This is a genomic window from Clostridium ragsdalei P11, assembly GCF_001675165.1.
Lineage (GTDB): Bacteria > Bacillota > Clostridia > Clostridiales > Clostridiaceae > Clostridium_B > Clostridium_B ragsdalei.
Map to the genome: position 1 here is coordinate 139996 of NZ_LROS01000077.1, position 22083 is coordinate 162078.

22 protein-coding genes are annotated in these 22083 nt (G+C 28.8%); all 22 read left to right on the forward strand.

From position 1 onward, the window contains the following. Positions 1-358: 358 nt before the first annotated feature. The 22 genes from CLRAG_RS21165 to CLRAG_RS19405 all read left to right on the forward strand — a co-directional run bounded on the left by CLRAG_RS21165 (position 359) and on the right by CLRAG_RS19405 (position 21976). Positions 359-724: a sugar phosphate nucleotidyltransferase gene (locus CLRAG_RS21165; protein ID WP_275507594.1), complete on the forward strand. Its 366-nt coding sequence runs from the start codon at positions 359-361 to the stop codon at positions 722-724. Positions 725-952: 228 nt separating this feature from the next. Continuing rightward, the gene (locus CLRAG_RS20315; protein WP_083985808.1) at positions 953-1210 is read left to right on the forward strand and encodes a hypothetical protein; all 258 of its coding nucleotides are present in this window, start codon (positions 953-955) and stop codon (positions 1208-1210) included. Next, the gene (locus tag CLRAG_RS19310; RefSeq protein ID WP_083985809.1) at positions 1188-1625 is read left to right on the forward strand and encodes an acyltransferase; all 438 of its coding nucleotides are present in this window, start codon (positions 1188-1190) and stop codon (positions 1623-1625) included. The genes CLRAG_RS20315 and CLRAG_RS19310 overlap by 23 nt, the downstream gene beginning before the upstream one ends. 127 nt (positions 1626-1752) lie before the next feature. Continuing rightward, entirely contained in the window at positions 1753-1965 is a 213-nt protein-coding gene (locus tag CLRAG_RS19315; protein WP_065079887.1) for a hypothetical protein, read from the forward strand. 146 nt (positions 1966-2111) lie between these two features. Continuing rightward, the gene (locus CLRAG_RS19320; RefSeq protein ID WP_065079888.1) at positions 2112-3212 is read left to right on the forward strand and encodes an acyltransferase family protein; all 1101 of its coding nucleotides are present in this window, start codon (positions 2112-2114) and stop codon (positions 3210-3212) included. Positions 3213-3304: 92 nt separating this feature from the next. Then, positions 3305-4684: a mannose-1-phosphate guanylyltransferase/mannose-6-phosphate isomerase gene (locus CLRAG_RS19325; protein WP_065079889.1), complete on the forward strand. Its 1380-nt coding sequence runs from the start codon at positions 3305-3307 to the stop codon at positions 4682-4684. A 140-nt stretch (positions 4685-4824) separates the two neighbouring features. After that, the gene (locus tag CLRAG_RS19330; RefSeq protein WP_065079890.1) at positions 4825-5082 is read left to right on the forward strand and encodes a type II toxin-antitoxin system Phd/YefM family antitoxin; all 258 of its coding nucleotides are present in this window, start codon (positions 4825-4827) and stop codon (positions 5080-5082) included. A gap of 69 nt (positions 5083-5151) precedes the next feature. Beyond that, a complete protein-coding gene (locus CLRAG_RS19335) occupies positions 5152-5409 on the forward strand; it encodes a hypothetical protein (RefSeq protein ID WP_065079891.1) in 258 nt (85 codons plus the stop codon). Between the two features lie 292 nt (positions 5410-5701). Continuing rightward, complete coding sequence (locus CLRAG_RS19340) at positions 5702-6256, forward strand: RpnC/YadD family protein (protein WP_167351594.1); 555 nt, start codon at positions 5702-5704, stop codon at positions 6254-6256. Between the two features lie 548 nt (positions 6257-6804). Beyond that, positions 6805-7443, forward strand: coding sequence for a sugar transferase (locus tag CLRAG_RS19345; protein ID WP_420808102.1), 639 nt, complete (start codon positions 6805-6807; stop codon positions 7441-7443). Positions 7444-7483: 40 nt separating this feature from the next. Next, positions 7484-8638, forward strand: a complete 1155-nt coding sequence (cps2T, locus tag CLRAG_RS19350) for a beta 1-4 rhamnosyltransferase Cps2T (protein ID WP_065079893.1) — start codon at positions 7484-7486, stop codon at positions 8636-8638. Positions 8639-8715: 77 nt separating this feature from the next. Continuing rightward, positions 8716-9831, forward strand: a complete 1116-nt coding sequence (locus CLRAG_RS19355) for a glycosyltransferase family 4 protein (protein ID WP_065079894.1) — start codon at positions 8716-8718, stop codon at positions 9829-9831. Next, positions 9815-10963: a hypothetical protein gene (locus tag CLRAG_RS19360; protein ID WP_065079895.1), complete on the forward strand. Its 1149-nt coding sequence runs from the start codon at positions 9815-9817 to the stop codon at positions 10961-10963. The genes CLRAG_RS19355 and CLRAG_RS19360 overlap by 17 nt, the downstream gene beginning before the upstream one ends. Beyond that, positions 10963-11691, forward strand: coding sequence for an acyltransferase (locus tag CLRAG_RS19365; RefSeq protein WP_065079896.1), 729 nt, complete (start codon positions 10963-10965; stop codon positions 11689-11691). Before CLRAG_RS19360 ends, CLRAG_RS19365 begins: the two co-directional genes overlap by 1 nt. A 13-nt stretch (positions 11692-11704) precedes the next feature. After that, positions 11705-13501 carry an asparagine synthase-related protein gene (locus tag CLRAG_RS19370; protein WP_065079897.1) on the forward strand — a complete coding sequence of 599 codons (1797 nt, stop codon included), beginning with the start codon at positions 11705-11707 and terminating at the stop codon, positions 13499-13501. 15 nt (positions 13502-13516) lie between these two features. Next, positions 13517-14971 carry a capsular polysaccharide export protein, LipB/KpsS family gene (locus CLRAG_RS19375; RefSeq protein ID WP_065079898.1) on the forward strand — a complete coding sequence of 485 codons (1455 nt, stop codon included), beginning with the start codon at positions 13517-13519 and terminating at the stop codon, positions 14969-14971. Next, entirely contained in the window at positions 14972-16030 is a 1059-nt protein-coding gene (pseB, locus tag CLRAG_RS19380) for a UDP-N-acetylglucosamine 4,6-dehydratase (inverting) (protein WP_065079899.1), read from the forward strand. It begins immediately after the preceding gene. A gap of 16 nt (positions 16031-16046) precedes the next feature. Beyond that, entirely contained in the window at positions 16047-17237 is a 1191-nt protein-coding gene (gene pseC / locus CLRAG_RS19385; protein ID WP_065079900.1) for a UDP-4-amino-4,6-dideoxy-N-acetyl-beta-L-altrosamine transaminase, read from the forward strand. Between the two features lie 8 nt (positions 17238-17245). Next, positions 17246-18430 (forward strand): GNAT family N-acetyltransferase, encoded by a 1185-nt coding sequence (locus tag CLRAG_RS21340; protein WP_065079901.1) that lies wholly within the window; start codon positions 17246-17248, stop codon positions 18428-18430. Positions 18431-18437: 7 nt separating this feature from the next. Then, positions 18438-19490 carry a pseudaminic acid synthase gene (gene pseI, locus CLRAG_RS19395; RefSeq protein WP_065079902.1) on the forward strand — a complete coding sequence of 351 codons (1053 nt, stop codon included), beginning with the start codon at positions 18438-18440 and terminating at the stop codon, positions 19488-19490. A gap of 9 nt (positions 19491-19499) precedes the next feature. Continuing rightward, positions 19500-20501 carry a UDP-2,4-diacetamido-2,4,6-trideoxy-beta-L-altropyranose hydrolase gene (pseG, locus tag CLRAG_RS19400; RefSeq protein WP_065079903.1) on the forward strand — a complete coding sequence of 334 codons (1002 nt, stop codon included), beginning with the start codon at positions 19500-19502 and terminating at the stop codon, positions 20499-20501. Positions 20502-20530: 29 nt separating this feature from the next. After that, positions 20531-21976, forward strand: a complete 1446-nt coding sequence (locus tag CLRAG_RS19405) for an oligosaccharide flippase family protein (RefSeq protein WP_065079904.1) — start codon at positions 20531-20533, stop codon at positions 21974-21976. Positions 21977-22083: the final 107 nt, after the last annotated feature.

Consider the following 22083-nt stretch of genomic DNA (forward strand, 5'->3'; position numbering starts at 1 on the left):
TAAGATGTAAAAATAATATACTTATAAGTAAAAATAGAGTGATATGCTGTCTATAATAATATATTATTGGTGTTTAAGTATGCAAATTAACTAATTAAAATGAAGTGTCCATTTCAACAGTGACAGTATCAATCTCAGGTGATGCTTTCTGGAAATATTATCCGAGGCATGAGATAAGTTAAATTATACTAATGATTCATGTGTTTCAATTAATAGATATATTTTTATGTATGTCATTTTGAAAAGTCACTTTAGGTAATATTAATAACAAAAGCTGTCGCAGCGAAAGCTAAAAAGGAGGCCTAGTATTATGAAAATAATAATTTTAGCAGGTGGAAGTGGTACAAGGTTATAGCCGCTGAGTCGTGATAGATATCCAAAACAATTTATAAAATTACAAAGTCATAAGCCATCCTTGTTCCAGGAAACCTTTAAGAGGAGTTTATTATTAGCAGATATAGATGATATATATGTAGTAACAAATGAAAAATATAAATTTTTAGTTATGGGTTCTGTTGAAGAATTAGGATATGAATATAATGAAGCTAACATAATTGTTGAACCTGAAGCTAAAAATACTCTTCCTGCAATTTATGCAGGTGTTCATGAAATAGCTGAAAAGGGTAATGATACGGTAGTTGTTTTTCCTTCTGACCATATGATTGCAAAAGGTCAGGAATTTGCAAATATTATTAAAAATTTAGAACCATTAACAAAAGATTAAATTATAACCTTTGGAATTAAACCGGATAATCCAAACACTGGCTATGGATATATTGAACCCGGAAATAAAGAATTAAATGTTATTATAATTGGAGAATTAAAAGGATATGTACCAATTCCAAGCGATATTGTAAACTCATAATTCATAATAGGTATAAACACAATTTATAACTATAAAAAGGGGAATATTAAATTTTGTATAGAATTACAAAGTTTAGAGGTGTTACAAATGAATAAATATTTTTTAGCTTTACTGGGTATACCCAAAACTATTTTATTTAACTTTAGGTATTTTAGCCTTAAAGATGCAATAAAGTTTCCTATAATATTATCACACAGGGTAGTATTGTCAAAAATGGATGGAAAGATTGTAATTGAAGCTCCTATAAAATTTGGGATGATTAGAATCGGTTTTGGTAATCTTCCACTCTTTGACCAAAAAAAGAATGCGTGCAGTTTGGCATGTGACTGGAACAGTATATTTTAAAGGTAGTGCACATATTGGAAATGGTACAAAATTACAAGTTAAAGGTAATCTCATTTTGGGTAAAAATTTTGCAATTAGTGCTAATACTAAAATTTGTTGTGTTAAGAAAATACAATTTGGTGATAATGTTTTAATAGGTTATGATTGCTTATTTGTAGATTGCGATGCCCATAAAATTTTCAATTTTAAAAAAGAATATATTAACGATAATGAAGAAATTATAATCGGGGATAGGGTTTGGATTTGCACTAGATGCACAATATTAAAAGGAACAAATATAGGAAATGATATAGTTATAGCCGCAAATAGTTGTATCTTTAAAAAAATAGAAGCAAATAATGCAATTATAGGTGGATATCCTGTAAAAGTTTTGAGAAAAAATATTACTTGGCAAGTGATGGAAGATACAATATAAAATATGTTTTCTACTTCATAATAGGTATTCAATGATAAACAAATATTTCTATATTTATTACAATGATGCAATCTATGATAACATTACCAAACGCAAATGAAAAAAAGTAATAATAGGTATACCTCCAATGTATATATCTTCAACTTTAACAGGTGTTGGGTTTGCAGATAGTAATTATGAAAAAGGTGCGACTTATAGAAGTGCAATAATGTATCTTGTGGCTACTAATGGCATATATTTTGCTGATACTTTAAGTGAAATTGGAAGAATAGGATTAGATAATCATTTATCTATTTTAAGAGATAATCTTCATCCAAATGAGTTGGACAAATCTCATTAGCAAGATGTTTTGCGAGAAGTATAATTTCTGCTTCAACTAATGATTTATAGAAGTCCTTTTTAATCATTGAGTTAAGTCTCATCATGCAAAACATGTAGTATTATGGTATAATTCAGCTGTATGTTTTACATGATGGGGGGTTAATTATGTATAACAATCAAAAAATTAGAAAAAGGATTGACTGGATAGATATTGGTAAAGGTATAGGAATATTCTATGTAATGTTGTCTCATAAGGAAATGGGAATTTTAGCAGGGCATATTACATCCTTATTTATGCCACTTTTCTTTTTCTTATCTGGTTGTACTTTTTCAATAAAAGACAATGACACGTTTAAAACGTTTTTACGGAGAAAATCAAAGTCATTAGTTGTTCCATACTTGGCAATTAGTACATTACTTTATGGGATATATATATCTAAATTTATAATTAAGTTTTTACTGCAACATAGTAGTATACAATTAAATAATTTTATTACACCTTTTGTTGGATATTTATATTCAGTTCCTTTTCTATATGATATAAAAAAAGCAAAGATTTTAGGAATAAATAATCCCAATTTAGTGATTTCTACTTTCAATCCATTTTGGTTTATCCTTTGCCTATTTGTGATGGAAATAATTTTTTACTTTATAGTATCAACAAGTAAAAATAAAAAACAAATTATAATAAAAATGGTAGCATGCGCTTTCACTGGATATTTAATAAATACTTTTATAATTATTCAATTACCATGGAGCATTGATAAGGCATTAAGCAGTATTATATTTTTAGGATTAGGTTATTTAATAAAAAATATGAATATATCCCCTGAGATTGATTGGAAAAAAGTTATATTAATAATTATATTTACAATAATAAATATAACTTTTTATAAATTGAATTCTTTTGTTAATATTTCCACGAGAGAGTACGGGAATTATTTTTATTTTTATATTGCAGCTATTTCAGGGATAGGCATATATATAATAATATCTCAAGTTATTGCTAAAAAAATTAATATATTAAAAAAATTTTTTGTATTTATAGGTCAAAATACTTTTACTTTGCTTTCATTTCATTTAATTACTTATAGCATTGTAGATAAAATCTTTTCTATATTAAAGATTAATTTAGAAAAGATTCAAAATACTATATTTTACGGCGCAATATATGCTGTATTAACAATTATAATTTTGTTGCCTGTTATAACTGTTATTAATAAAAAAGTTCCTTGGATAGTAGGCAAGAAAGTTAGCTCGTCTTAGAATATTTTTGTGACACACTTATATATAAGTGTGTATGCGTATGTATAAAAATGATAGATAAAATCTAAAATTGCGATAGGAGGCTTAACATTATGAGAGTAATAATTTTAGCAGGTGGAAGTGGTACAAGGTTATGGCCCCTTAGCCGTGACAGATATCCAAAACAATTCATTAAATTACAAGTTGATAAGCCATCCTTGTTCCAGGAAACCTTTAAAAGAAGTTTATTATTAGCAGATGTAAATGATATATATGTAGTAACAAATGAAAAATATAAATTTTTAGTAATGGGTTCTGTTGAAGAATTAGGCTATGGATATAATGAATCTAATATAATTGTTGAACCTGAAGCTAAAAACACCCTTCCTGCGATTTATGCAGGTGTTTATGAAATAGCTAAAAAGGGTAATGATACGGTAGTTGTTTTTCCTTCTGACCATATGATTGCAAAAGGTGAGGAATTTGCAAATATTATTAAAAATTCAGTACCATTAACTACAGATTCAATTATAACCTTTGGCATTAAACCGGATAATCCAAACACTGGCTATGGATATATTGCACCTGGAAATAAAAAATTAAATGGTTATGAAGTAAAAGAATTTAAAGAAAAACCAGAAGCTGAAATTGCTGCAACCTATGTTGATGAGGGCTACTATTGGAATGCAGGAATATTTATGTTTAATACTGATATTTTTATAAATGAAGTAAAACGCTATGCTCCCAATATATACAATGCTTTTGAAATCAGCAGTACTATAGAGGAAGCTTTCAATAAAATAGATGAAAAAATTTCAATAGATTATGGTATTATGGAAAAAAGCAAAAACGTGGCTGTTGCACCTGTAGATATAGGCTGGAATGATCTTGGCAGCTTTGATTCTTTTTATGAAGTTTTTGATAAGGATGAAAATAATAATATATCTGATAAGGATAATATACTTATTGATTCTAAAGACAACTACATATATTCAGAAAAAGGCAAACTAGTAACAGCAGTAGGTGTCAATGATTTAATTGTAGTTGATAATAGAGATGCTTTGCTTATTTGCAAAAAAGATCAGTCACAAAAGGTAAAGAAAGTTGTACAATCCTTAAAAGAAAGAAATGATAGTAGAGTAGAATATCATGTTCAAGATTACAGGCCTTGGGGAAGTTATAAAGTTCTAGAAGAAGAGAAGAATTCATTTAAGATTAAAAGAATTAAAGTAAGCCAGGGTAAGAAGTTAAGCTACCAGATGCATTATCATAGAAGTGAGCATTGGATTGTTGTTAAAGGTATGGCCAAAATGACAATAGATGATGTAGAAAAGCTGGTACCTGCAGGAGAAAGTATTTTTATAAAACCTGGACAAAAGCATAGACTTGAGAATCCAGGAAAGATACCTCTTGAGATTATTGAGGTTCAGATGGGCAATTATTTAGAGGAAGATGATATTGTAAGATTTGAAGATGATTATGGAAGAAAATAAATTTAATTATAGTAGTTTTTATTGTCCTATCATTTTTGGCAGTCTTTATAAATTTAGTCATCGTACTTATAGATAATAAGATCAATTTAAAAAATCTAGTTATGATATAATATTGATATCATAACTAGGAGGTATACGTTATGCCATCGATAAGACCAAGTTCAGATTTAAGAAACAATTACAGAGAAATATCAGAATTTTGCCACAAATACAATGAACCGGTTTATATAACTAAGAATGGTAAGGGAGATTTAGCTGTCATGAGCATTGAAACTTATGAAAAACTTGTGGGCAAATTTCAATTGTATAAATTGATTGATGAGGGTGTAGATGCGCTGGAAAAGAAAAAAGTGAGACCATTTAAAGAAGCATTTGATGATATACAGAAAGGTTTATAAAATGAGTATTCTATAAATAAATACAGTATGATATAATAATATAAATAAAACTAAGGTAGAGTGATAAGATTGGCAAATGAAAAAATAAAATGGCATCCAGCCTTTGCAGCGGCAATACAGCTCGAACTAAAAGAATATAGGGAAGACTTGGAATTTGTAACAGAGTACCAGTTGACAGATGAACCTTTGAGAATAGATGTGTTAGTGATAAAGAAACTGAAAGATATAAGAATAACTAAATCTCTGGGGAAAATATTTAGAAAATACAATATATTTGAATATAAGTCACCTACAGATTATATATCAATAGATGACTACTATCAATGAATCTTACTTAGTGGGAAAAGCGATTATCACCAAATCTTTGATTTAATGTGAATCGCTTTCTTTTTAGAGATTTGTTTTTCCCACTAAGTTTAGATGAATTATCTAGGGGCGTAGCTACTGTTATCTCCCACTTTGATAGAAGTGGGAGTGTTATAGTAGGTAGCCATCAGGCAAAGTAAAGGCCTATGCATATCTCTACAAAGCATTATCGGAAGGAACTAATAAGATAAATATAAAAGAAATGACAGTAACATTAACATCAAATAAATATCCCAGAAAATTGGTAGAGTACTTGAAAAGTGAACGGGGAGCCATAGTGGAAGCTGTGGATAATGGTATATACTATATAAAGAATACAGACATAGAAACACAATTCTTGGTATCAAAAGAATTAGACGATGAAGGATCACAATATTTGAAATTACTCCAAACTGACTATCAAAATAAAAATTTGATAAAAAAGTGGATAGCAGAGTACATAGATAATATAAAGAATCCACTGTATGCGGTAATAATGGATGTACTTGCAGAAGTAAATCCAAATGAAATATTGGAGGGATATAAAAATATGGGAAGAGTGAAATTGAGCGAAGATAATAGAGAATTTCTACTTGATATGATGAAAAAGCTTGAATTGGATAAAAAACTTAAACAAGAAGGAATAGAAGAGGGAATAGAAAAAGGAATAGAAAGAGGAATAGAAAGAGGAATAGAAGAAGGAAAAGAAGAAGGAATTAGACAGCTAATATTAAGACAATATAAAAAAGGACTCACGGTAGAATATATAGCAGATATAAATGACATTGACATTGAATATGTTAAGAAAGTAGTAAGCAGGGTAGAGTAATTTACCCTGCTTTTATTTTGCTATATCCATCAGTTAATGTGTATTTTCTAACTTAAAAATCAACTTATACGCAGGCATATTTTTACAATAATGAAGTTCTTTTAAATATTTTGCATATAAGTCTTAGAAAAAAATTCGTAAAAACTTAGGACTTTTGAATTGTTTGAGGTACGAGTTTTCAAAAGTTCTTAGCTTTTTTAGAATTTTTTACTTAGACTTATCAAAATATTTAATGAACTGAAGGTTGTAAAAAATATCCGGAGTATAAGTTGATTTTTTTGTTTAGAATTACTACTAATTGCTGGTTATTTTTTTTGCCTAAAATTACATACTTTTCTAGACAAATTCCGGTATATATCTACCCCAATTTGACAAAAAATCATAGTTTAGTATTTTTTCATTAAACTTGACAAAACTGCTTATATTTTAAACTTGTTTATACTCAAATAGCACATTATTATTAGATATGAGGGGGCTTTACATAGCCCCAATTAGTTAAAAAAGGTGGGGATTTTTCATTGAATGGGCTGCAAATCGAATCTACTAAAATAGTGGTGAAAAGTATGGAAAAGTATGAAAAAAGTGCTGACTACCATTTACTTAAGAGAATTATAGATATAATTTTCTCTTTTGTTGGAATTATTGCCTTTTTTCCGATTATGTTTGTAGTGGCAGTTGCAATTAAGTTTGATTCTAAAGGGCCTATTATATTTTCACAGGCTAGAGTGGGAAAAAACGGTAAACTTTTCAAAATGTACAAGTTTAGATCTATGATTCACGATGCAGAACAGCTTTTGGACAACCTTCAACATAAGAACGAGATGACAGGACCCATATTTAAAATAAAGCAAGATCCAAGGATTACAAGAGTGGGAAGGTTTATAAGAAAAACCAGTCTTGATGAGCTTCCACAGTTGTTTAATGTGATAAAAGGTGAAATGTCACTGGTAGGTCCGAGACCTAATCTTCCGAAAGAAGTTGCAAAGTTTACTTGCGAGCAAAAAATTAAACTTTTAGCAAAGCCAGGTCTTACGTGTTACTGGCAGGTTATGGGCAGAAGCAGCATTGATTTTGATGAATGGATGGAACTAGATTTGAAATATATAAAGGATAGGAGCACGTTTTTAGATATAAAGTTAATATTTAAAACTTTAGGTGTATTCTTTGGAGATAAAAATGCAAGCTAAGAACTAAAAATATAAAATTTGCTGAGGTGAATACAGAAAAATGAAAAATATTTTTATTATAGGTTCAAAAGGCATACCTGCAAGATATGGTGGTTTTGAGACATTTGTTGATAAACTTACTTTTCATAAAAAAAATATTGATATTAAGTATCATATAGCATGTTTGGCAGAAGATGAAAAAGAGTTTGAATATAATAATGCACGATGCTTCAATGTTAAAGTAAAAAATATAGGAAGTGCTAGGGCTGTTCTATATGATATAAAAGCATTAAAAATGGCTGAAAAATATATAAAGAAAAATAATTTAAAAGATTCCATTATTTATATACTAGCTTGTAGAATAGGTCCCTTTTTAGCTTTTTATAAAAAAAAGTTAGAGAAGCAGGGCATTAAAGTATATGTTAACCCTGATGGACATGAATGGAAAAGGAGCAAGTGGAACAAAGCAGTAAAGGCATACTGGAAGTATTCTGAAAGACTAATGGTGAGGCACGCAGATTTTTTAATATGTGATTCACTTGGAATTGAAGAATATATAAAGGAAAATTATAAAGAATATAATCCTAATACTACATTTATAGCTTATGGTGCAGATATCGAAAAATCAACTTTATCAGATGATGATCCAAAGCTGTTGAATTGGTTTTATAAAAATAGTATTAAATCTAAACAATACTATTTGATTGTTGGAAGGTTTGTTCCTGAAAATAATTATGAAGTTATGATTAGAGAAATTATGGCATCAAAAACCGATAAAGATTTAGTTATTATAACAAATGTTGAAAAAAATAAGTTTTATGATGAGTTATTATTAAAAACCCACTTTGATAAAGATAAACGTATAAAGTTTGTTGGTACAGTTTATGATCAGGAGTTAATTAAAAAAATCAGGGAAAATGCCTATGGTTATATACACGGACATGAAGTAGGAGGAACAAACCCTTCTTTATTAGAAGCTTTAGCAAGTACTCAGTTAAACTTACTTGTAGATGTTAATTTTAATAGGGAAGTTGGCAGGGATGGAGCTATTTATTTTAAGAAAAGTAGGGGTGACTTATCAACCTTAATTAAAAAAATAGAGAAGTTGGATATAAATAACATTAATAAATTATCTGAAAATGCTAAAAATAGAATAATTAATAGTTATTCATGGAATAAGATTGTAAACGACTATGAAGAATTATTTGGTATTTAGGCATTTGAAAGAAAATAAAAAATAGGCCATCATATTGACTAGTTATTTCTTTGAAAATGCCTTATTAGGGGGCACTTATGAGAATAGGAATTGATGCACATGTTATAGGGGATAAATCCGGAGGTAATGAAACATATTATAGAAATTTAATAGAACAAATAGCTAAATTAATTACAAATGAAGAAGTTTATTTATATTTCAATGATTTAAAAAAATCATCACTTATTAATATTGACAATGAAGATAATATTAAAATAAAAAGCTTTAAGACTTCTAATGCAGTTAAGAGATATATGAAGTATTTACCGGATTACGTACAAAAGGATAAACTTGATGTACTTCATTTGCAGTATTTTCCGGTAATAAAGAAAAAGTGCAAGGTTGTAGGTACTATACATGATATTTCTTTTGAACATTATCCAGAGTATTTTACTAAAAAAAATTTATTGATGAATAAGATTTTGATACCTGCTTTGGCAAAACAGGCTGATAAAATTTTAACTGTTTCCAATTTTTCAAAGCAGGATATTAGCAATAAATATGGAATTGATCCTGATAAAATTGTTGTTACGTATTTAGCGGCCAGTGAAAGATATAAAGTTATAAAGGATTATGAATTATTAATACAAACCAGGAAAAAATTCAACATTAATGGAGAATTTCTTTTAACTGTAGGAAATCTTCAGCCAAGAAAAAATTTGAGCAGATTGTTTACTGTTTATATTAATTTGAGAAACAAAAAATTGATTGATGAAAAACTTGTTGTTGTTGGTAAAAAAGCCTGGTTGTTCAACGATATTTTCAAGTTTGTCAATGAATCAAAGTATAAGGAAGATATAATTTTTACGGATTATGTGTCAGAAGAAGATTTAGCATTACTTTATAATGCAGCCAAATTGTTTGTATATCCTTCTGTATTCGAAGGCTTTGGACTGCCGCCTTTAGAAGCAATGTCATGTGGAACTCCTGTTGTTACTTCAAATATTACTTCTATACCTGAAGTAACAGGAAATGCAGCAGTGCTATTTAATCCATGGGATGTGGAAGATATGGAAGAAAAAATTGTTACTACAATAAATAATAAGGATATGCTTAATAAGTTAAGTGAACTGGGATTAAAAAGATCACTGGATTTTTCTTGGAAAAAAACTGCCCAAATAACATTGGAGGCATACCATGGAATGGTTACTTAGTATTTTATTTGTTACACATCAATTTTTCGGGGGTAATTTTGACCTCTTTTATATAATGGCTTTGTTATTGATATTGAAAGATATCCTTTTTTTTAGGTATCGTAATATATCGACTACATTTATATTTTTACTGCCCATAATCATTATATTTATACTCCAAATTCTTATGCTGCATGACCTGAATGTTGAAAAAGGAATAGCATCTGTAGGTAAGATGTTCTTATGTGTATACTTATTAAATGCAGTAAAAAATAATTTTAGCAGAATTAATGTTACTAAACTATATAAATATGCTGTTTTACTATTAATGTTACTATTTGTTACCAGCTTATTTGTGAGAACAGATGTTTTTTGGGTATTTAATGATTTAACTAATAAATTTCTTACAACCAGATTAAAACTTTTATATATAGAGCCTAGTGAATTATCATTTCATGCCGCAGTGCTAGCATTATTTATCTTATTTTACAATAATAATTGTGAGAAGCTTTTTATAGACTATGAGAATTTATTATATTTAATTATCCTTTTAGTAATTATGGCATATTCAGGCGGTTTAGGTGGAATTGTACTAGTTTTATTTACAGTTATATTTATATTAAGTCGTGATAATTTAAAAAAATCTACAGTTGGAAGAAAAATTGTATATATATATATAATCCTATGTATGATTCCAATAATTTTTATTTTCATTAACTATTTTCAGAGTTCTATAGTATTAAGGCTTCAAGCTATTATGAGCGGATCAGATTCTTCCTTTAACTATAGAGTATTTAAAGGATTTAATGGAATGAAAGCATGTTTAGAGTCTAATCCACTTTTAGGAATTGGCTTTGGCAATCTAAACACGGACTATTATGAATATATGCTGCTTTCATATGGATTAGTAAGCAAAATAGCAAACTCCTTTATGTATGCAATAGCAGAAGGAGGATTATTGTTTTTATTTTATCTGAGTTACCTTTTTGTTTATATGTGGAAACATATTAATAATGATACTTTTAAATATGCACTATTAATATTCATATTTTTATATCAAATAGGAGGAGGATATTTTACCAATCCAATTAATTGGATTATTTATGGAGTAATATTAAGTGATAGTGCTAAAGAAAGAGCAGAGGTGTCATGATGAAAATTAAAAATTGCTTATTAATGTTTATTCCAATAAATAGGTTGAAGATATATTTATACAATAAATTGTTGAATTACAAAATAGATAAAAGCTGTAAAATTGGTTTTTCTTATATTGATGCTGTTTACTTTGAATTAGGCAGGGGAAGTATCATAGGAAACTTTAATTTAATTAAGAATTGTAACAAAATAGTAATAAAAGAAAATTCTACAATATTAAAGTATAATTTTTTCAAAAGTTGTAAGAGCATAATTATTGGAAACAATACAGTAATCGTAAGAGATAATAAATTTTTACACAACGATAATGTAGGTGTTGGATTCGGCGGCAATATTATTATAGGAAATTTTAGTACTATTGTTAACAAGCATTATTTTGACTTAACGGATGATATTTATATTGGTGATAAGTGCACAATTGCAGGTAATGGCACTGAATTTTGGACACATGGATTTGACCTGGGAAATAATAGGGTTCAAGGTCAAATCAAGTTACTGGACAATATATATATTGGGGCAGGTGTAAAATTTAACTTTGGTTTAAAAGTAAATAGTAATAATATTGTAGGAATGGGCAGTATACTAACTAAATCAATTAACTGTGAAGGATATTTAATAGGTGGTATTCCGGCAAAACCAATATCAAAATTGAATAATGACAAAATTGGTTACAAAGAAATAGGCACTATTAATAATAAGAGGGTATATAGAAAAATAATTGATTAATGGAGGAGATAACTTGGATATAGGATTACAGGACAATTTATTTTTTCTAAATTCTTATGATAGTAATGTAGAATTAAATGGCAAATTTATTGAAGAACAATATAATTTTAGTAATATAAAAAAAGATAGGTACAATATATATTTCACTAAAACAGTTGAATATTTTAAACATAAGGATAGATATGAAATCCTGTTTTTTTCCAAGAGCAAGTATGATATAAGAAAATTATTTGAAAATTTAAGCTTTATAGATATGAGTGTCTGCAAAGAGTTATTTAATTCTTTATTATATAAGGTTGACTATGCGATTATTATCATAGATAAAGTAGAGAATAAAATATATAGTTTCAGAACACCAAATGGTGTTGTACCTATGTATTATTTTTATAAAGATGGCACATTAGTTATGTCAATGCATGTTCATAGTATTGCAAAAGCTATTAAAAAGGTTGAAATTAGTGATTTTGCAATTGAACAGATGTATGTAATGGACTGTTTAATGGAGCCATACACATTATATGAAGGTGTTTATGAAATAGGCAGGGCATATATTTATGAATTTGACTTAAATAATAATTCTTTAAAAAAAGAAAAGGCATATAGTTTTAAATATAAAATTAACAATAATATCAGTTTGGAAGAATCCATAGCAACTTTAAAAAATGAAATAATAAAATCTCATCAAAAACGAGTAGGCTCAATTAATGGAATAATGTTGTCAGGTGGTATAGATTCTAATGTTATGTGTTATGCCTTGAAAAATTGCACAACCAGTTCATTGGAATCATTTAATGTATCAGTGAAAAACCAAAAAAATAGTGAAGCTCCATATGCAAAAAAAGTGGCAGATTATTTTGGATTAAAGCATAGGGAAGTGTTAATAGATCCATCTGATATTAATGAAAAAATATTAGAAGATATAGTAAACCTCAATTTTCCTTACTGGGGTGTAATGTATATAGGAAGTATTTTCAAATCATTAAAACTAAAGGAATATAATGTGTTTACAGGTCAGGATACAAGACTGCACACGCCATATGTCAATATTTTAGATGATATAATATTTAAAAATAAAATTAATTCTAAAGCAGTCCCTTTTTTAGGTAAAAAGCTTGCAGCTTTAAAGTTCAATAAAAAAATTACAAGAGCTCTGGAGAGATGCAGGGATGCTGAACATATGGAGAAATATTTGATTAAATATTTTTTACATTGCTCAATAGATAACAATAATGTAAACAGCATGTTAGAACAAGAGATAAAAGAAAATATAGAATATGAAAGTTTAAGTTATCAAGAGTTATTTAATGAAATTACCTGGTTAAGATGGGGTCAGCAGTACACAGATGACATTAAATATATGGATAGTCTATGCAATCACTACTATAATACATGTCAATTTCCTTTTTATGATATTAAGTTGGCAGAAGTCAGTGCTTCCATACCATTTAAATATTCCAACAAGAGATATATCGGCAAATCAGGGTTCGGAAATGGATTTACAATAAATAATAAATATTTACTAATGAGAATGTTAAAAGATGAAAATGTGCCTATTAATTTGGCAGGAAGAAAAAAAGCAGTTTCCAGTACAATTCATTTATATTTTAACGATCAATTTGGAAAGATAGTAAAAGACAGGTTAAATGAGAGCACACTATTAAATAATCCGGCAATCATCAATTTAGGACTAGATAAGTTAATAAGTCAATTCTGCAGTGAAAATAGAATTTATGATGATATGGATTATAGCTATTTGATAAAAATATATAATATATTTGTTTTAGATGTTTTGAAAAGTTATATAGAATAGATGGATGTGAGTAAATTGAAAATTTTATATTTAACTAAGCAGGCACCCAAAAGAGAATATACTATTTCTAAAGAAATATTGTCTGATAATGAGAACAGCTTTGTTGACAGTTGTGTGTTTAGTTACCGCAACTATTTAGATGCTTATGAATTAAATGAGAAGGAGAAGGTCTTTAGAAATATATATGACTTTACGGAATTTTGTAAGACTTACGCGGAAGAAAATGTAAATATAGATGATGAGCTGTATAAATTTGAATTAAATTATAACTTACCAGTAAATAAGATTTTATATGCAGATAGGCTTGTTATAAACTACAGTGAAAGTCATAGAAAACAAATTATATATATGCTTGTTAAGTTTTCCTTAATGCTGCTTGAAAAAACACAATACCAAGTCATTATAGGTGAGCTGTCTAGTTCAAGCGATTTGATATTTTACTATCTTAGCAAGTATTTTGGGATAAAGTACCTGTTTTTCTGGCATGGAAGAATCAGTAATAAGATGGAGTTTTCAGATGTATTGGGCAGACGTCATGGATTGAAAGAGCTTTATATTAATTATAAAAAGAATGGCTTTTCACAAGAGGAAAGAGAATATCTTAATAAATATTTGGAAGGATTTAAAAAACAAGCTGCACCTGATTACATGAAATTTAGCAAGCAGACTAAGTTTAAAAATTTATTTAGAAAGTTATATGTGCAAAATCCTGTAATTAGATTAAAGAAATATATGAAGTCCTATCAAATAGATTTAAAATATTCTGCAGATCAATCTCCAAAAATATCTGAAAAAATAAATAAAAGGCTTAAAAAAGTTGTGTTCCCAATAAAGTCGCTGTTGCTCAAGAGATATTACGACAATGTGAACTTAAATAAAAGATATTATTTAACACCACTGCATTATCAGCCTGAATCATCCACAATGACTTTTGCACCGTACTATTTAAATCAACTTGCATTTATAGAAAATCTAGCAAAGTCCATACCTGGTGGAACTTATATTTACGTTAAAGAACATCCTGCAATGTTCGCAAATAGAAAATTGTCATTTTACAGGGAACTAAAAAAAATACCTAATATAAAGTTAGTTCATCCTGAATTCAGTATGAATGCGCTAATAGAAAAGTCTATGGGAGTAGTAACATTGACAAATACAACAGGATATGAGGCTATAGTGAAAGATAAGCCGGTGTTTGTATTTGGAAATGTGTTTTACAATGAATACGATTACAGTTTTAAATGTAATAATTTTCAGGAATTTAGAGATAATATAATAACTGGATTAAGAGATTGGGATAAATATCAGGATGAGAGAATAAATAATAGAAATTGTTTTATATTAGCTTGTATAAGAAGTTTAAGAAATGGAAATTTAAATAGTCACTTGCTTGATAAAACCTTTTTTAAAGATGAAAATATTAAAAATATAGTTAATAGCATAAAAGATGAAATAATAGGAGGACAATAAATGCTTAATGATAAATCAATTTTAATTACTGGAGGAACTGGCTCTTTTGGAAAAAAGTTTACTGAGATGATTTTAAAAAGATATAATCCTAAGAAAATAATTATTTACTCAAGAGACGAATTTAAGCAAGATTTAATGAAAAAGGATTTTATGTTAAGATGTCCTGATAAAATAAATAAGCTTAGGTTTTTTATAGGTGATATCAGAGATAAAGATAGACTTTATAGGGCATTTAATGGTGTAGACTATGTTATACATGCTGCAGCAATGAAACAGGTTCCAGCTTGCGAATATAATCCTTTCGAAGCAATAAAAACTAATATTGATGGAGCACAAAATATAATAGATGCAGCTTTAGACAGAGGAGTTCAGAAGGTAGTTGCACTTTCAACAGATAAGGCTGTCAATCCCATTAATTTATATGGAGGTACAAAACTTGTTTCAGATAAGTTATTTATTTCGGCCAATGCTTATTCAGGAGGAAATGAAACTGTATTTTCTGTAGTTAGATATGGAAATGTAGCAGGAAGCAGAGGTTCAGTTATCCCTTTCTTTCAGTCTTTAATTGAAAAAGGAATAAAAGAATTACCCATAACTGATTGTAGAATGACGAGATTCTGGATAACCTTAGAGGAGGGTGTTGAATTAGTATTTAAGGCATTAGATGAATCAAAGGGTGGAGAAACTTATATATCTAAGATACCTTCTTTCACTATAACTGACTTAGCTAAAGCAATGCTTGATAATGTTGTTATAAAAGAAATTGGAATTAGAGAAGGCGAAAAGCTGCATGAAATTATGATAACAAGAGATGATTCAAGAACCACTTATGAATATGAAAAGCATTATATTATCTATCCTCATTTTGATTGGTGGAGTTTTGATAAACACTTTACATCTGGTGGAAAGCTAATAGAAGAAGGATTTGAATATAATTCTGGAAATAACACGCAGTGGCTTACAGTAAATGAGTTGAGACAGGAAATGTATAGATTAGGTATATTTGATGCATATAAAGTTAATGATATACATTATGATGAAGTAATGTCCACTAAATAGAAAGGGAAGATAATTAATGAATGAATTGGCAATCAATGGTGGAACACCAATAAGGAAAACATATTTATCTTATGGAAGGCAAGATATAGATGAAGAAGATATAGAATCAGTAGTAAAAGTTCTAAAAGGTGATTTCCTAACCACTGGTCCTTCTGTGGGAGAGTTTGAAAAAAAGGTTTCAGACTATGTAGGGGCAAAGTATGCAGTGGCAGTTGCTAGTGGCACTGCAGCACTGCATATGGCTTGCTTTACAGCAGGAATAAAAGAAGGTGATGAAGTAATAGTATCACCTATAACTTTTGCAGCTTCAGCTAATTGTGTTCTATATTGTGGAGGTACACCTGTATTTGCAGATATAGATCCTAAGACATATAACATAGATCCAAAAGAAATTGGAAAGAAAATAACAAGTAAAACTAAAGCAATAATCCCAGTAGATTTTACAGGACAATCTGTTGATATAGATGAAATAAGAAAAATAGCAGGTAAAAATAATCTGGTAATAATAGAAGATTCTGCGCATGCTTTAGGAAGTGAATATAAAGGTAAAAAAGTAGGTACAAAGGCACAAATGACAGAATTCAGTTTTCATCCGGTAAAACCTGTAACCAGCGGCGAAGGTGGTATGGTAGTTACGGATGATGATGAATTGTATAAAAAAATGATTCTTTTTAGAAGTCATGGAATAACTAGGGATAAAGATTTTGTAACTCATAATGAAGGTCCATGGTACTATGAACAGATAGACTTAGGTTATAACTATAGAATTACAGATATTCAATGTGCTTTAGGTGCAAGTCAGATGAATAAAATAGATAAATTCATAAGAAGAAGAAGAGACATAGTTAAAATATATAATGAAGCTTTTAAAGATGTAGATGAAATTACTACTCCTTATGAAGCTGAATTTTCTAACTCAGGGTGGCATCTATATGTAATCAAATTGAACTTGGAAAAATTAATTTGTACAAGAAAAGAAATTTTTGAAGCTTTGCAGGCTGAAAATATAGGAGTGAATGTACATTACCTTCCTGTATACTTACATCCTTATTACCAAAAGCTAGGTTATCGAAAAGGGCTATGCAAAAATGCAGAAGAATTATACGAAAGAATGATAACTATACCATTATTTCCCAAGATGACGGATGAAGATGTATCAGATGTTATAAATGGAGTTAAAAAAGTAATAAACTATTATAAGAGGTAGTGACTGAAATGAAAGTAGTTTGTATTGTACAGGCAAGGATTAGTTCTACAAGGCTTCCGGGGAAAGTATTAAAAGAGATTTGTGGTAAAACTGTTCTGGAGCACGATGTAGATAGATTAAGAAGAATAAAAAATATAGATGAAATAGTAATAGCTACAACAGTATTAGAAAAGGATAATGCTATTGTAAAAGAGTGTGAAAAATTAAAGGTAAAATGTTTCAGGGGTTCGGAAGATGATGTACTATCAAGATATTATTATGCTGCTAAAGAAAATAGTGCGGATGTGGTTGTTAGGGTTACATCTGACTGCCCGCTCATAGATAGTGAAGTTGCTGAAAGTATAATTCAGTGCTTTATGGAAAATAGAGAAAAATACGATTATGTAAGCAATACTATAGACAGGACTTATCCAAGAGGATTAGACACGGAGGTATTTAGTTTTTACGCATTGGAGAAAGCTTTTAATGAATCAACATCTCAAAGAGACAGGGAACATGTAACACCCTATATTTGGGATAACGATAATATTTTCAATATTTTTCAATATAAAAATAAAATAGATTATTCAAATTTAAGATGGACACTAGATACAGAAGAGGATTTTAAGTTAATATCAATAATATATGAACAATTTCAAGATAGAGATTATTTTGGTATGAATGAAATAGTAAAATTTTTAGAGAAAAACCCTGAAGTAAAAGAAATCAATAAGTATATAGAACAGAAAAAAATTGATGACAGCTTATTTTTGATACCTGCTGGTGAAGGCCATTGTGATTTAATATATGAATGGGTAAATGAGGAGGAGGTAAGAAAAAATTCTTTTAATAATAGTGAAATACCATATGACCAGCATGTAAATTGGTATTTTAAGAAATTGAAGGATCCGGATTGTTTTATCTATCTATTGGCCGATCCCAATAAAAACATAGGAATAGTGAGAGTTGAGAAAAAGGGAAATGAAAATGTAGTAAGTTATAGCATATCAAAACAATTTCGCGGAAAAGGTTATGGATATAAGATTTTGGAAAAGCTTCAGGATAAGCTTATGAAAGAGAACAAGAATATTGTATTGACAGGTTATGTTAAAAAAGAAAACATGTACTCTGTAAAAATATTTGAAAAGTTACATTATAATTTAGTAGAAAATGATGATTATAATATGAAGTTTGAGAAAAATTTAAGCAGGTGAGATTTTAATGAACAAAAATATAAAAATCAAAAATTTTGAAATCAATGAAACTAGTAAAACATTTATTATAGGAGAAATCTCAGCTAACCATAATGGCAGTTTTGATAATGCAGTGAAGCTTATACATGCTGCAAAAGATGCAGGAGCAGATGCTGTCAAATTGCAGACATATACTGCAGATACTATAACTATAGACTGTGATAATAAATATTTTCAAATAAAACAGGGTACTTTATGGGATGGAAGAACTCTTCATGATCTGTACGAAGAGGCATATATGCCCTGGAAATGGCAGCCTGAATTAAAGGAAATAGCCGAAGAAAATGGTCTTGTTTGTTTTTCTTCACCATTTGATAAAACAGCAGTAGATTTTCTGGAAGATATGGATGTACCGGCATATAAAGTAGCTTCTTTTGAAATTACTGATATACCACTTATTACATATATGGCTTCCAAGGGAAAGCCTATGATAATAGCAGCAGGTATAGCAGAAATCTCAGATATTCAATTAGCTATAGATGCATGTAAAAAAGTTGGCAATGATCAGATAATTCTTCTTAAATGTACTAGTGCCTATCCTGCTCCATTTGAAGAAGTTAATTTAAAAACTATTCCTAATATGAGAGAAACTTTTGATGTAATAGCGGGTCTTTCCGATCATACGTTAGGTATAGAAGTTCCTATATCAGCTGTAACACTTGGAGCAAAAGTTATTGAAAAACACATAACACTCTCAAGGGCAGATGGAGGACCGGATGCTGCATTCTCTTTAGAACCACATGAATTAAAAAGTATGGTTCAATCAATTCGAAATACTGAGAAAGCTATTGGAAAAGTCAGCTATGGACTAACAGAAAAGCAGATGAAAAACAGAGCATTCTCCAGATCTTTATTTGCAGTAAAAGATATTAAAGCAGGGGAAACTTTTACAGAGGAAAATGTTAGATCAATAAGACCGGCATTTGGATTACCTCCTAAATACATTGATGACATTTTAGGAAAAACTGCTGGTGAAAATTTATTAAAAGGTACTCCACTGCATTGGAAGTATGTTAAATAGGGTGATTATATGGCTAGAATTGCAATAAGAGCAGATGGCGGCTCTCAAATAGGCATGGGGCATGTTATGAGAACATTGGTTTTAGCTAAGGAACTTGCAAAAACCAATGATGTTTTTTATTTATGCAGAATAGATAAAGCGTTAAGTGACAGGTATAGTTATGGCATAGAAAAAGTTAAAAAAGAAGGCTTTAAAGTAATTACTATAGACGAAAATAATGTATTGGGGGAATTAGAAAGGATTCAGTGTGATTGTCTGATAACAGACAGTTATGATGTAGATGAGCATTATTTTACTAAAACAAAAAAGTTATTTAAAAAGACGGGATATTTTGATGATATGAATTTATATCATTTTGATGTGGATTTTATAATAAATCAAAATATAAATGCAGAAGATTTAAATTATAATACTGACAAAAGGACAGTGCTATTTTTAGGGCCTGGGTTTGCTTTATTGAGAGATGAGTTTAGAAAAGCAAAAATTAAGAGGATAAATGAAGTTGTAAAAGATATTTTAATAACTTTAGGTGGGTCAGATTTTAATAACTATACATCAAAGATTTTACAATTTATAAAAGAATTAAAATACAATTTTCATGTTGTAGTTGGGCCATCTTTTAAATATATAGATGAACTTAGTAACTATGAGAAAATGAACAGTAACGTTAAATTACACTTTAACACAAATATGAAAGATTTAATGGATAGGTGTGATATTGCTATATCAGCCTGCGGGAGCACGCTGTATGAATTGGCAGCCTGCGGAGTGCCGACATTAGGACTCATAATTGCAGAAAACCAAAAGGAGATAGCTAAAAAAATGGAACAAGAAAAATTGATAATCAATTTAGGTCCTATAGATAAATTAAATAAGGAAGAGTTGGTAAATACAGTAGAAGAATTGTGTAGTGACTTAAATAGGAGAAAACAGATGAATTATAACCAGAGTATAGTTATTGATAAAAATGGAGCTGAAAAGCTTTGTAAAAATATTAATGAACTGTTTTAAATAAAATAGTTAAGGCGGTATATGCAGTAATGAAACTTAAGAAAATTTTTAGTAATGGTAGAATCAATATCTTATTAAAGTATTCTTCTATTAAATATATAGCATTAATCATTGCATTTTTAAAAGGAATAGTTAATGCTGGGGCACTTGGACCTGAATTATTAGGTGTACTCGGCAATCTGCTGCTTATTTTAAGTTATCTATCCTATTCTAATCTGGGGATATTATATTCCATGAATAGAGAATATGTCATATATGAATCAACTAACGAGAAAGATAAAGCGAGTAAAGTTATTAGTACATCTTTTACGGCATTATTGGTATTGTCAATATTATTAATAGCAGCTGGTATAATTGCTAAATTCATATATAAGGATAATTTAGGCAATTATATTTTGCTGGTTTTTATTATAGGAATTTTAGAGCAGTATAGAAGTTTCTATATTAATTATTATAGGCTGGTTAATAAGGTTAGAAAGATAAATTTTATAGAGCTTATCAATAATGTATTATCATTTGTGCTGATAATCATATCTATAAAATATTTTAAAATATATTCTGTATTAATAGCTATGTTCATAGCGGATATTATAGTTTTTATCTATGGTTATAAAAATAGTGAAAAGATTAAACTGAGCATAGATAAAAAAGTTTTAAAAGATTTAATAATAGTTGGAGTTCCATTACTTATATATAATTTGGGATTTTATATTCTAACAACAGTTGACAGGTTGATGACAATTAATTTTTTAGGATACAGGGATTTAGGATACTACACATTTTCAAATCAGCTTGTAAATGGGACTATGGTATTCATATCCTCGGTTTTGTTTTTATATTATCCTAAAGTCATAAAAAATTTATATATTAATGGAAATAATGACAGAAGACAAATTTTAAAAAGAATAGAACAGTATACTAGGTATGTAGAAGTTTTAGGAGTAGTTTTATGCTTAGTAGGCATAATATTAATAAAACCTTTTACCAATATAATTTTACCTAAATATTCTGTAAGTATTGATATATATCGAATATTGGTTTTTGGTGGAGTTTTCAGCGAAATATCCTATTTTGCCAATGTTTTTACCGTATCAAATAAAAAGCAGATATATTCAGTGTATCTACAATGTTTAGCAACTGCAGCAGCAGTTATTCTTAATTATATTTTCATTGAATCAGGCATGGGGATAATTGGAGTTTCATTGGCAACCTTGATGACCAATATATTGTATTCCATAATGCAGCATTTGATATATCTAAAGATATTAAACTTAAAAATAAGCTTTATAAGGAATACTTTAAAGGTATATCTAAAATTTACATCATTTACAGTTATATGTATAGCTCTTAGCTTTATAAATATAAATTTTATCTTATATATTGTGACTCTTAGTGCTATAACGTTTATTTTATATTATAGAAATTTAAGAAATATGATAATTGATATGGGAAAGTTATATAGGGTTTCTAACTAAAATATTAACTTATACAGAATAATTAAAATTCTTCTCCAAATACTAAATGTACGGAGAAAGGAGTTTTAATTATGGGAAGAAAATCATTTGAAATAGAATCACTGTAT

Coding starts and splice junctions, on each gene's coding strand:
- CLRAG_RS19315 (WP_065079887.1), top strand. CDS start 1,753: ATGTATATATCTTCAACTTTAACAGGTGTTGGGTTTGCAGATAGTAAT.
- CLRAG_RS19320 (WP_065079888.1), top strand. CDS start 2,112: ATGTATAACAATCAAAAAATTAGAAAAAGGATTGACTGGATAGATATT.
- CLRAG_RS19330 (WP_065079890.1), top strand. CDS start 4,825: ATGCCATCGATAAGACCAAGTTCAGATTTAAGAAACAATTACAGAGAA.
- cps2T (WP_065079893.1), top strand. CDS start 7,484: ATGAAAAATATTTTTATTATAGGTTCAAAAGGCATACCTGCAAGATAT.
- CLRAG_RS19405 (WP_065079904.1), top strand. CDS start 20,531: ATGAAACTTAAGAAAATTTTTAGTAATGGTAGAATCAATATCTTATTA.
- pseI (WP_065079902.1), top strand. CDS start 18,438: ATGAACAAAAATATAAAAATCAAAAATTTTGAAATCAATGAAACTAGT.
- pseB (WP_065079899.1), top strand. CDS start 14,972: ATGCTTAATGATAAATCAATTTTAATTACTGGAGGAACTGGCTCTTTT.
- CLRAG_RS19325 (WP_065079889.1), top strand. CDS start 3,305: ATGAGAGTAATAATTTTAGCAGGTGGAAGTGGTACAAGGTTATGGCCC.
- CLRAG_RS19360 (WP_065079895.1), top strand. CDS start 9,815: ATGGAATGGTTACTTAGTATTTTATTTGTTACACATCAATTTTTCGGG.
- CLRAG_RS19355 (WP_065079894.1), top strand. CDS start 8,716: ATGAGAATAGGAATTGATGCACATGTTATAGGGGATAAATCCGGAGGT.
- CLRAG_RS19365 (WP_065079896.1), top strand. CDS start 10,963: ATGAAAATTAAAAATTGCTTATTAATGTTTATTCCAATAAATAGGTTG.
- pseC (WP_065079900.1), top strand. CDS start 16,047: ATGAATGAATTGGCAATCAATGGTGGAACACCAATAAGGAAAACATAT.
- CLRAG_RS21340 (WP_065079901.1), top strand. CDS start 17,246: ATGAAAGTAGTTTGTATTGTACAGGCAAGGATTAGTTCTACAAGGCTT.
- pseG (WP_065079903.1), top strand. CDS start 19,500: ATGGCTAGAATTGCAATAAGAGCAGATGGCGGCTCTCAAATAGGCATG.
- CLRAG_RS20315 (WP_083985808.1), top strand. CDS start 953: ATGAATAAATATTTTTTAGCTTTACTGGGTATACCCAAAACTATTTTA.